Source organism: Brevibacillus sp. FSL K6-2834, from assembly GCF_038592925.1.
Taxonomy (GTDB): domain Bacteria; phylum Bacillota; class Bacilli; order Brevibacillales; family Brevibacillaceae; genus Brevibacillus; species Brevibacillus borstelensis.
Map to the genome: position 1 here is coordinate 452780 of NZ_CP151945.1, position 12221 is coordinate 465000.

Annotated in this window: 10 protein-coding genes and 1 riboswitch (1 of these 11 cut by a window edge); all 10 genes read left to right on the forward strand. The window is 52.9% G+C overall.

The annotated features are described in order from the left end of the window. Window positions 1-13: 13 nt before the first annotated feature. Window positions 14-595 carry a hypothetical protein gene (locus NST96_RS02470; protein ID WP_342405532.1) on the forward strand — a complete coding sequence of 194 codons (582 nt, stop codon included), beginning with the start codon at window positions 14-16 and terminating at the stop codon, window positions 593-595. A gap of 11 nt (window positions 596-606) precedes the next feature. After that, window positions 607-1815, forward strand: a complete 1209-nt coding sequence (locus NST96_RS02475; protein ID WP_342405533.1) for a WG repeat-containing protein — start codon at window positions 607-609, stop codon at window positions 1813-1815. Between the two features lie 106 nt (window positions 1816-1921). Next, on the forward strand, window positions 1922-3034 hold the full coding sequence (locus NST96_RS02480) for an S-layer homology domain-containing protein (RefSeq protein ID WP_003393157.1): 1113 nt from the start codon (window positions 1922-1924) through the stop codon (window positions 3032-3034). A gap of 242 nt (window positions 3035-3276) precedes the next feature. Beyond that, window positions 3277-4215, forward strand: coding sequence for a phosphotransferase family protein (locus NST96_RS02485; RefSeq protein WP_031933363.1), 939 nt, complete (start codon window positions 3277-3279; stop codon window positions 4213-4215). A gap of 65 nt (window positions 4216-4280) precedes the next feature. Further along, a riboswitch (SAM riboswitch) is annotated at window positions 4281-4402 on the forward strand. Window positions 4403-4531: 129 nt separating this feature from the next. Then, window positions 4532-5557, forward strand: a complete 1026-nt coding sequence (locus NST96_RS02490; RefSeq protein ID WP_024984305.1) for a sugar ABC transporter substrate-binding protein — start codon at window positions 4532-4534, stop codon at window positions 5555-5557. Window positions 5558-5633: 76 nt separating this feature from the next. Then, a complete protein-coding gene (locus NST96_RS02495; RefSeq protein ID WP_003393162.1) occupies window positions 5634-7118 on the forward strand; it encodes a sugar ABC transporter ATP-binding protein in 1485 nt (494 codons plus the stop codon). A gap of 1 nt (window position 7119) precedes the next feature. Beyond that, on the forward strand, window positions 7120-8115 hold the full coding sequence (locus NST96_RS02500; protein ID WP_003393164.1) for an ABC transporter permease: 996 nt from the start codon (window positions 7120-7122) through the stop codon (window positions 8113-8115). Window positions 8116-8460: 345 nt separating this feature from the next. Then, complete coding sequence (locus NST96_RS02505; RefSeq protein WP_003393165.1) at window positions 8461-10068, forward strand: catalase; 1608 nt, start codon at window positions 8461-8463, stop codon at window positions 10066-10068. A gap of 304 nt (window positions 10069-10372) precedes the next feature. After that, on the forward strand, window positions 10373-11845 hold the full coding sequence (locus NST96_RS02510) for an ATP-binding protein (RefSeq protein ID WP_003393168.1): 1473 nt from the start codon (window positions 10373-10375) through the stop codon (window positions 11843-11845). Window positions 11846-11868: 23 nt separating this feature from the next. Next, window positions 11869-12221, forward strand: the 5' portion of a protein-coding gene (locus NST96_RS02515) for a tetratricopeptide repeat protein (protein WP_003393170.1). 865 nt of this gene lie beyond the right edge of the window; 353 of the gene's 1218 nt are visible here — the first part of the coding sequence; its start codon is at window positions 11869-11871; its stop codon lies off the right edge, out of view.

Consider the following 12221-nt stretch of genomic DNA (forward strand, 5'->3'; position numbering starts at 1 on the left):
AGAGTCGCGCCGCATGTCAAGCAAGTCGGAGACGAGGGGAGATGCGCCTCGGTCATACGCTCCGGACAGCAGAAGCAAACCCGAGCCCCATGATGCGGTCCCCGGCGAAAAAGGAATCGGAAAATCATTTTTGCTGGCAACCATTTTGATTGCCGCGGCCGTCTTCTTTACGGGGGGACAGCCGGAGGGGGATGCCGCTCAGATCGTCAATAGCCGGGTCAGCACGTCCGTCGCAGCCGGTGAACAGTTGTTTGCCGAAGAGAATACGGCCGGTTTGGAAGCGAAGGATTTTGTCGTAGAGAGCCCTGCCGACGAAGCGGGGGAGGCAACCATGCTGATTTGGGATTTCAACGCCGAAGACGGAGATCAGATCGAGATCCTTGTCAATGGAAAGTCGGTATACCCCGTACTTACTTTGACGAATCAGCCGGCAGCGATCAGCGTTCCCGTCCCGAGCGTAGTGACGGTAAAAGGCCTAAAAGATGCCGGAGGAGGCATTTCGTACGCTGTGAAGCTTCCTCAGTCCGGTCTTGCTTACTTTAACGCCGTTTCTGTTCAAGGTGTAAATACCTATACGATAAACCTGAAGAATTAGGGGGTGCCACCATGTCCATACAATCGAATACCGGGGAGCCTACTACCCATTACATCAAAGTCGTACCGGCTGAATTGGAGCTGCATCCCGGTCAAACCGCACAGTTGAAGGCGTACCTCGTCTGGATGGATGGACGGGAGGAGGACATTACTGAGCAAGTACGCTGGAGCACAGATCAGCCACAGATTGGCACAGTAACCAAGGCAGGTGCTGTAACTGTAGGTGTGGTCGGAAACATGGTCGTCCTGGCCCAGTATGAGGGGCAGCGGACGGAAACGCACATCCAGGTGACGGCCGCCGCCGGACCAGTCAAAAAAAAGAAGAGCTGGGGCAATCGCAAAAGCCTGATCATCGGAGGAGCGATCGTGGCAGTCACGCTGATTATTAACGGCGTCGCACTGTCCCAGATGAGCGGCGGAAAAGGCGATTCGGCAAGTGCCCAGCCAGAACCCGCTCCGGCCAGCCAGACCTCCGAGAGCAAAGAACTGCCAGCAGAGGAGACGGAGGAGTTCAATGCCTACAGCCCGGCAAGTGACGGAGATAGAAAAGATATGCGCTCGTCCCTGTTTGGATTTGCCAAGGAAAAGGCAGTTGCAGCCATAGAGACAGCGTCGAGTCTCAGCGGGCAGGGGAAAGAGCTGGTTCCATCTGTTCCCCCAATGCCGCAGCCAGAGCTGCCAGCGGAACAGGCGGTACAACCGCCAGCAGAAGCGGCAGCGACGCCCAGCCCGGCGGCGACAGCGGAGACTGCCGCAAAAGCCGCTCCTCCGACAGTCGCAAAAAAAGAAGCCGCCCCCAGACCGAAGAAAGAAAGCCCAAAAAAGCAAAGCAAGCCGACTCCTAGCGTACAGCCGCAACCACAACCAGCAAAGCCCAGTCAGGTTGCAGCAAAGCCCGCCCAGCCAAAGCCGCAGCCAAAAGCCGCACCAGCCCCTGTGCTTGTACCGGTCCAGCAGAACGGGAAATGGGGCTATGTCAAACAGATCAATCCGTTTGACAAGGAGCTGGCGATTGCGTATCAATTCGACCATGCGACAAGCTTTTCCGAAGGGCTCGCTGTCGTGAAAAAGGGCGGGAAGTTCGGGTACATCAACGCCGAGGGAAGCCTCGTCATCGATTATCAGTACGAGTACGCCACGCCTTTTAAAAATGGCGTCGCCACAGTCAAACAGAACGGGAAGCTGATCCAGATCGATAAAACAGGAGCAGTCCACAAGTAAACGGAAATCCGATAATCGCATGGTATTCCCGTCCGTCAGCATCAGCACGATCACTTACCTAGGGAAAATGTTGCCCGAAGCATTATTTGGAAAGGAGTACTGAGAAATGTACAAACGTTATCTTGCCTGGATCGTTATGTTCGGTCTGTTCGTCCAAAGCTTTTTTGTCCCCGGCGCTTCTGCGGCTCCCGCATACTATGAGGATATTCAGGGGCATTGGGCCCAAAAGGAAATCGAGGAACTGAGCGCACTGAATGTTTACCGCCTCAAGTACGGGTATTTTCATCCGGACAATCCGGTTACCAGGGGCGAAGCGCTGGCTTTGCTGAACCGGGTGCTGGAAGGCATCTATGGTCCCTTGGAAACAGCCAAGCCAAATACGCATGTGGATCAACGGTTCTCTTATAAACAGGAAACGGAACAACTCCTTGCCAATATGCGCGCCATGCTAGACATACAAACCGGATTTGTCAATTCCTTCGATCCGGGAGAAAGCATGCTGTACTACCTGCACTTATCCGAACGTGGAGGTATGAAGCAGCCACAGAAGAACAACATCGACTGGTGGCTGTCCTCCGATTATTTGCAAAAGCCGTTGACCAGAGAAGAAGCGAGCATGATCCTGTTCCATGTCCTGGCTCCTTACAAAATGCGGGCGACAACCCTCAAGCTGGATGAAGTGAAGCCTTACTATACGGGCTACTATCTGTGGAAGCACGATCCCAAATACGAGGATACGGCATCGCCCTATGCGGCAGCGATTTCCGAATTCTATCTCTTTAACGCAGACAAAAATTTTGACCCGAAAAAACAAATGACACGAGCGCAGTTTGCCATCGTCCTGAAACGCTTGCATGATCTTTGGAAACGCGATACGCCTCAGCAGTTCAAGGAAACGCAGCTTCGCCAGAAAAACATCGTCAACCTCTTCCTCACCGCCGCCAATCAGGCGTATGTCCAGAAGGACCCGTCGCGGATCGGGCAGTTTTTCAGCAAGGACGCCCAAGAGTCACTGGAAGAGATCGCTCCGCTCCCTCTGCATGATTACAGCGGCAGCCTGGTGGTCAGGAAAGATGACAGCAATCCGAAGCGATTGTGGGTGACAGGAAGCTATCAGCATACGCTGACAGGAAATTATCAGGTGGAATACTCTTTGGAACAGGAAGAATCAAGCCCGTATGGCTGGAAGATCGTAAGAGTAAATTACCAGCAGAAGTAGTTGGGAATTTGTGGGGGGATTGGGTCAGGCGCTGGCTTTAGCAGTTGCAGTCCAGGTGAAAAATGCAATGGCTGCACATCCAACTAAAGCGATAAACAGCGATTGACCCGTAAAGCGAGCAAAAGAAGCGGACGGCCCATTCGAGAGCTGTCCGCTTTTCATTTTTCATCTTCTGCGGGAAACCGGGATGATTTGATCACGGGGATAGCGAATATTCCGGAAAAGGCAAAGGAGAGGTGCAAATGACAGAATCAACGGAAAGGGACTGCTTTCAAAGATTGGTTCAAAGGCTTGAACCCCAAAGCAAGCTGGTTCGCTCCTGGGAGTTGAAAGGCGGTGTCTCAGCGCAGGTGACGGCGCTTGAAATCGAGCAGCTTGACGGCAAAAGGAAAAAAATGGTTGTGCGCCGGCACGGTGCGGCAGACATTTCACAGAATCCCCATGTGGCGGCAGATGAATTCAAGCTGATGGAACTCCTGAAGTCTGTGGGGGTGGCCGCGCCAGTGCCATTTTTCCTGGATCAATCAGGCGAGATTTTTTCCACGCCGTACGTCGTGATTGAATACATCGAGGGAAAGACTGAGTTCACTCCTGCCGATGTGACCGACCACGTTTTCCAGCTAGCTGCGCAGCTTTCCAGGATTCACAGTGTGGACGTCTCGAAGCTGGATTTGTCCTTTTTGCCCAAACTGGAGAAGGCATGTACCGAGAAAATCGAAAAACGGCCGGCAATCACAGATGAATCGCTGGGTGAGGGACGCATTCGGGATGTGCTGGAGGCAGTCTGGCCATTTCCTTCGCGGAATCCATGCGTACTGCTGCATGGAGATTTTTGGCCAGGAAATGTAATGTGGAGGGACGGACAGCTTGCTGCAGTGATCGACTGGGAGGACGCGCAGCTCGGAGATCCGCTCGCGGATGTTGCCAACGCCAGACTGGAGATTCTGTGGGCATTCGGCATCGAGGCGATGCTTCGTTTTACCGGTCGCTATCAATCCTTGACGAAGTTCGATTTTACAGACCTGTCTTACTGGGATCTGTTCGCAGCTTTGCGCCCGGCTTCCAAAATATCCGACTGGGGACTCGATGCGTCTACGGAACAAAAGATGCGGGAGGAGCACAGTTGGTTTGTCGCCCAGGCATTTGAAAAGATAGGGACAGGGAAGGGGAAAAAATCCTAGTTGACAGGTTTGAAAGCAGCCATTATATTCTGTATATACAAAAGGTTTTGATATGAGAATATGAACTCTTATCCAGAGAAGGCTGAGGGACTGGCCCAATGAAGCCCGGCAACCTAGCGCAAAGGAACACGTTTCTTTTGAGCCAAGGTGCTAACTCCTACAGGTAGCGATACCTGACAGATGAGAGGCGAAAATCCGCTGATTTAAGCCTCTTTCATCTGGAAAGAGGCTTTTTTGATGGAGCAAATGGATGTCGATTCCGGTTCAAAACCGCAGAACAGCGTACCGTGTTACTTTAAAAAGGGGGTTTTCCGATATGAAAAAGAAGTTTAGTTTGATTGGATCGCTTATCCTTTCTGCGTCTCTTTTGCTGACAGCTTGCGGCGGGGGCAACAGCGCGTCTTCCGGAAACGGCGGAGCGGGTGGCGGCTCCGGCGAGAAAGCAAAACGGATCGCGCTCGTGATGCGGCAAAACGTAGGCACATTCTCGGCTCAGTACATTGCCGGCGTCAAAGCCGAAGTAGAAAAGAACGGCGGAGAGCTGACTGTTTTCAACGCAGATACCGATCTGTCCAAAATGGCTTCCAACCTGGATGCGGCGGTCAACCAGCGTTTCGACGGCATTCTGATTGACCACGGCACTGCAGAAGCACTGCAGCAAGGAGCAGAAAAGGCTGTGAAGCAAAACATCCCGCTCGTGCTGTTTGATACAGACATCAAGCTTCCCGGGGTTCCGGTAGTAGAGCAGGATGACCAGAAGCTGGCTGAGCTTAGCCTGGAGAAGCTGGCTGAAGATACCGGCGGCAAAGGAAACATCGTGAAAATTTGGGTGGCTGGCTTTGCACCGATGGAAAAACGCCAGATCACGTACGAAGCCTTTTTGAAGAAATATCCGGATATCAAGGAGGTTGCGGCTTTCGGCAGTGCCACCAACAACACCGCGCTGGATACGCAATCGCAGATGGAAGCCATTCTGAAGAAGTATCCAAACAAAGGAGATATTACAGCGGTCTGGGCTTCCTGGGATGAGTTCGCCAAAGGAGCGACCCGCGCCATTCAGCAAGCCGGCCGTACCGAGATCAAAGTATACTCGATCGATTTGAGCGACGAAGACCTGCAGCTCATGCAGGATCCCTCTACCTCGTGGGTAGCGACTGCAGCGGTAGACCCGGGCAACATCGGACGGATTCAAGCCCAAACCGTCTTCAAAAAAATCAACGGCGAGCAGGTGCCGGACAGCGTCAAACTGAATCCTGTGCTGGTCAAGCGAGACGATTTGCCGACGGACAAGAAAATCACGATGGGAGATCTCTCCCAGTACGTGAAAGAATGGGGCAAGTAATCCTGCATAGATGGTGTAGCGTAATCCCGTTGATCATCCATCAACGGGATTCTTCCTTAATAAGGGGGGACAGAAAATGACGACTTTGCAGATGAACGGCATCATGAAGCAGTTCTCTGGCGTACCCGCGCTCCGTTCCGTCGATTTCGAAGTGAAAGCGGGAGAAGTTCACGCTCTGCTCGGAGCCAACGGAGCGGGGAAGAGCACGCTGATGAAGATTTTGACGGGAGCCTATGTGGCGGACGGAGGCTCTATTGTGATTGATGGCAGGGAGGCCGCGATCCAGTCGCCGCAGGATGCCAAAGCGCTCGGGATTCAATGCGTCTATCAGGAAGTGGATACGGCGCTGATCCCGTACCTCAGTGTAGCGGAAAACATATTGCTCGATCGCCAAATCCAAGCAAAGGGCTTGATCAGCTGGCGCCGCTTGTATGAAGAGGCGGAAGCGATTCTCGCAAGGTTTGGCTTTTCCATTCCTGTGAAAAAGCAGGTGGAAGCCTGTACGCTGTCCGAAAAGCAGCTGATCCTGATCGCCCGGGCGACGGTACAGCAGGCCCGATTCATTATTTTTGACGAACCGACAGCTCCGCTCAGCAACACGGAAACAGAGCGGCTGTTTCAGATCATCGAGCAGTGCAAGCAAGCGGGGTTGGGCATTATCTACATCTCCCACCGGCTGCCGGAAATTTTTCAAATCTGCGACCGGATCACCGTCATGCGCGATGGACAACGGATCTCTACCAAAGAGACGGCGGACACAACGATGGACGAGGTCATCGCCGCGATGCTGGGCAAGACATTCTCCGAGGAGTTCCCGAAGACCCAGGTGCCGATCGGCGAGACCATCCTGGAAGTGAAAAACGCCAGAGGAGGCAAGGTTCGCCGAGCGGACCTGCATGTGCGCGAGGGAGAAATCGTCGGTGTCGTCGGCCTGGTTGGAGCAGGGAAGACGGAGCTGGCACGTCTGCTGTTCGGCGCGGATGAGTGGGAGGATGGCAAGCTGATTGTAAACGGCAGGGCTTTGCGGCTTCGCACGCCGAAAGAGGCAGTCCAGGCGGGGATCGTCCTCGTGCCGGAGGAGCGCCGCAAGGAAGGGATATTCGTAGAGGAGTCGGTCGCCCGCAATCTGTCGGTGGCTACCCTGGCCAAATGGTCGCCAAGGGGCTTTGTGAAGCAAAGACTGGAGTCGGAGCAAGCCGAGAAGATCGTCCGAAAACTGGGGGTAAAGACAGCGGGCATTCGTCAGCCTGTCGGCCACTTGAGCGGGGGAAACCAGCAGAAGGTCGCTATCGGAAAATGGCTGGATACGGATGCGCGCATCTTTATGTTCGACGAGCCGACGAAGGGTGTGGACATCGGGGCGAAAAGCGACATTTACCGCCTGATCGGCTCGCTCGCCGCGGAGAAAAAAGGCATCCTGTATTTTTCCTGCGAGTTTCCCGAGGTGCTGGGGATTGCGGACCGGATCCTCGTCATGTTCGAGGGACAAATCGTAAAAGAGCTGAGCCGGGAAGAAGCGACCCAGGAGTCAATCATGTATTACGCAAGCGGGGGTGAATAAGATGGAAGCAAAAAAATACAGCTTGTTTGATTTTGTTTATAAATACGGAACGGTTGCCGTGATCGCCATCGTCATCCTGCTTTTTAGCCTGACCAATCCTTATTTCTTTACCTATGCCAACATCACGGATATTTTGCGCTCCATCTCCATCGTCACATTTGTGGCCGTCGGTGTTACGTTTTCCTTGATTGTCGGCGGATTCGACCTGTCTGTCGGTTCGACCGTCTCCTTGACTACCGTTGTCTCCGCATCGATGATGGTCTGGTACGAACAAGGGGCGGTCGCGACATTGGCGGTTCCGATCGTTCTGGCCGTTCTGGTGGGCTTGATCAACGCGCTGTTGGTCGTGAAGATTCGGATTCCCGACCTGTTGGCGACCTTGGCGATGCTGTACATCGTAAACGGCGTCCATATGACCTATTCAAAGGGCTACTCGATCTACGCCAATATGCCGATGGAGGACGGGACGACTGCTCCGGGCAAATTTCAGGAATGGTTTCTCTGGCTGGGGCAAGGCGAGATTCTCTCCGTACCGGTGCCTGTGCTGCTTACCTTTTTGCTGGTGGCGGTCACGCATATTTATTTGACCTATACGAGACAAGGGCGCATGCTTTATATGACCGGAGGGAATGTGGAAGCGGCACGGCTCTCCGGAATACCCGTGAACCGGTACCGGACGCTTGCTTACGTGCTCTCTGCCCTGTTTGCCGGACTCGGAGGGATGCTCTTGGCTGCGCGAATCGGAACCGGTCAGGTGAGCAGCGGAGGCTCCATGCTGATGGATGCGGTGGCCGCGGCGTTTGTCGGTTTCTCTGTATTTGGCGCAGGCAAGCCCAATGTATTCGGCACCTTCGTCGGGGCCATCCTGATCGGTGTCCTGCTGAACGGCATGACGATGCTGAATCTTCCTTATTATGCGTATGACATCATTAAAGGAATTGTCCTGGCGCTGGCATTGGCAGTCACGTACTATCAATTGCGCAGAAAGCGGGCGTAGGAAGGATTGGAGTCAATCCTTTGCTGACTTGGAAGCCAAATGAAAGTCGCTACATACAGGGCGCAGCAGAAGAAGCCAGTTTTCAGGCTCACTTTAGGCTGTGCCCTGTAGCGGTTTTGCCGACCAACATCTCCAGAGTGTTACACATTCGTATGTGGCATGAAATTCCCTCTCTAATGGTTTCGCAGGCAATTTTTGCATAAAGCTACCCCCGCAGGAAGATATTACATATGTGCAACCAAAAAACGTGCAAGCAAGCTATTTGACTGAAAGCGGGGGAATGCAATGAGTGATGTTCATCAGGAACGAGGAGCGTCAGCGGAAGGAGAGAACGGGACCTCGGTAATGGGTGCCGGCGGCGTATACGACAAAAGAATGACTGCGGGGGAGGGCGAAGATTCTCTCACCAACCGGCAAGGACACCCCATTACGGACAATCAGAACATGAGGACGGTGGGCAGAAGAGGCCCCACGACACTGGAGAACTACGATTTTCTGGAAAAAATCACCCATTTTGACAGGGAACGCATTCCGGAGAGGGTCGTTCATGCGCGCGGGACAGGTGCCCATGGCTATTTTGAAGCGTACGGCAAAGTGGGAGACGAGCCTATAGCCAAGTACACCAGGGCCAAGCTGTTTCAGGAAGCGGGCAAGCGCACACCCGTGTTTGTCCGGTTTTCCACGGTCACCCACGGCATCCACTCGCCGGAGACATTGCGCGATCCGCGCGGCTTTGCCGTCAAATTCTATACGGAAGACGGCAACTGGGATCTGGTAGGCAACAACCTGAAAGTGTTTTTCATTCGGGATGCGATGAAGTTTCCGGACCTGATTCACGCGTTCAAACCGGACCCGGTGACCAATATTCAGGACCAGGAGCGCATCTTTGACTTCATCTCCAACACCCCGGAAGCCATGCATATGATTACGTTTCTTTTCTCTCCGTGGGGCATCCCGGCCAATTATCGCCAGATGCAGGGCTCGGGCGTCAATACGTACAAGTGGGTCAACAAAGAGGGCGAAGCCGTTCTGGTGAAGTACCATTGGCAGCCGCTTTCCCAAGGCATCAAGAACCTCACGCAAAAGGAAGCCCAAAAAATTCAGGCACAAAATTTCAACCACGCTACTCAGGACTTGTACGAAGCAATCGAGCGAGGCGAGTACCCGGAGTGGGAGCTCTGTGTCCAGATCATGAGCGATGACGAGCATCCGGAGCTTGATTTTGATCCATTGGACCCGACCAAGCTTTGGCCGGAGGAACAATTTCCGTTTCTCCCTGTAGGCAAAATGGTGTTGAACAAAAATCCGGAAAACTACTTTGCGGAGGTAGAGCAAGCATCCTTCGGGACGGGCGTACTGGTCGACGGACTGGATTTTTCCGATGACAAGCTGCTGCAGGGGCGGACGTTTTCCTACTCTGACACACAGCGTTATCGGGTAGGCGCCAATTATTTGCAGCTTCCGATCAACGCTCCGAAAAAACGCGTAGCCACCAATCAGGAAGGCGGTCAAATGCTCTACCATGTGGACAGGACCAATCCGCATATCAACTACGAGCCGTCCACGATTGGGGGACTGCGTGAGGTCGTGCAGGAAGAAAAGGACCACGAGCCGTACGTAGCGGGAAATGTGGTGCGGCAAAAAATTGACCGGACCAATGACTTCAAACAGGCCGGGGAGCGTTACCGGATGTTCGAGGACTGGGAGCGGGACGATCTGATCGAAAATCTGGTAAACGCCTTGCGCGTCTGCAGGAAGGAAATTCAGGACAAGATGATCGAGATGCTAACAAAATGCGATCCCGATTACGGCCGTCGCGTCCGGGAGGGTCTGGAGCAGGCCGGCAGCAAGGATTCGGGAAAATTGGGGACGGGCGGTCCGATCGGCACAGAAAACGCTGGAGCAGCAGTGAAGGAAGCCGAAAGAAAAGGGCATCAGGCTGATCCCTATTAAGGATGGAAAGGCCGTTTCGCACGAGAGCGTGACGGCCTTTTATATTGTTTATCAATAATGGAAGTATTTGTATCGGGTGTTTGTAATAGCCAAGACATCAAAACAGAACAGGGAATGGTAAGAAAGTCCCGTTTTCGCTGCTTCTTTTGCCCGAATACCCACATAAAATAAAGAAAAGGACAACCCGCAGAAATCGTCACAATCCACCATGTTTCTTGAAGTTTTTTACATTTGATGTAGAATGATGAGAGGTTGCAAACGAATATCCGAAACTGGATGCACGCGTCAAGATAGAAGACCATGGATGAATGGCGGTGAACACGCTTTGGAAAAAATACAATGGCTGCGTCAAATGGCGGCAAAGCATCCCGAGGACGCCCAAACGCACTTCTGGTTAGGAAAGGAACTGGCCGAAAACGGTTTGTGGCTGGAAGCGATCAGTTCATATTCTGCAGGACTCACATATTGCGAGAATGAGGAATTGCGCAATGACTTTATTCGGGAGCTGTCACTGGCCACACAACAGCTGCAGCAACAGGCAACGGGCAGTGCTGCTGCCCCGGCTGTCCAGAAGAACTCCTCCGCCGCCTCGGCTACAGGGATGAGCAATGTCGCGCCTCTGGCCAAAGGGATGGAAACAGAAAACATCGGAGAGAAAAACGAGGCTCCCCCCCAAGAAACAGATCATAAAAGAGATGGCCGCAACCATTCGCTGCAAAATGATTTCGGGGAAGACGATGAGAAATACGATGAAGCCGATGACGACAACAGCGATTACGAGGATGACCGTTATGCTGGCAGCCAGGGAACTGGAGCGGGCAGACAAAACCACTCCTACAAAGTAAAGAACCATCCGGGCCTAAAAATTATCGATGGCGGCCAACGGGAGAAAAAAGAGGAACTGCCAACGTTAAACAAGGTCACGTTTGAGGATGTGGCAGGCCTGCATGAATTGAAGAAAACGATTCGCTTGCGGATAATAAGCCCGTTTTTCAATCAAGGCCTGTTCTCCAAGTTCCGCAAAAAAGTGGGCGGCGGCGTATTGCTGTACGGCCCTCCCGGTTGCGGGAAAACGTTCGTGGCGAGAGCGACTGCAGGAGAATGCAAAGCCACCTTCGTCCCGGTGCACATCACCGATATTCTGGACCCGTATATCGGAGTGAGCGAGCAGAATCTGAAAGCCATGTTTGACAAGGCGCGTCACCATAAACCGAGCATTATGTTTTTTGATGAGATCGATACGATCGGCTACAATCGTTCAAAATCTTCATCCAATTACATGCGGGGCGTGATCGATACCTTTTTGTCGGAAATGGAAGGCATTGATACCAGCACCGATCAGGTTTTGATCATTGGAGCTACCAATCTCCCTTGGGATGTAGACAATGCACTGAAGCGGCCGGGGCGGTTTGACCGGTTGATTTTTGTTGCGCCGCCAGATTTGGAAGCGCGTGAGCAAATGTTCACGCTGAAGCTGCACGGACGATTTGCCAAAGGAATCGATCCCCATTGGCTGGCCAAGCACACGGAGTTCTTTTCCGGGGCTGACATTGAAAATGTGTGTGAGCGGGCAGCGGAGCTTGTTCTGGAGGAAATCTTGGAGACCGGCGTGGAGCGCCCGATCATGATGAAGGATTTGGAGACGGTTTTGAGCGAGGTGAAGCCGACCACCCTGGACTGGCTGCGCACGGCGAAGAACTATGTCAAATATTCCAACCACAGCGGGCTTTACAACGATATAGAGGCGTATTTGCGCAAGTTTGGCAGACAGATTTAATTTTCACCCAGGAGTTGAGAGAGATGGAAGAAAGGATACAAAACGATTCCGAAGAGCTAGTGGAAAGACTGGTAGACAGCATCGAGTACCATTTTGACAATGACAATTATGAGACGGTGATCGCGGAGGCCAAGGAGCTGCTCGCGGTGGAACCTGACCATTTTTATGCACTGCTGCAAATGGGCTACTCTTATTTGAATCTCGACAGAATGGATGAGGCCAAAGAAACCGCCCAATACATGCTGGGATTGTGGCCTTCCCACCCGAGGGTGTTTCACCTTTACGGATGTGTGTGCAGATATAGCGGGGATTACAGCCGGGCTGTGGAAAGCTTCAAGCAGGCTATCGAGCTGAGACCGCTCAATATCGTCCATTA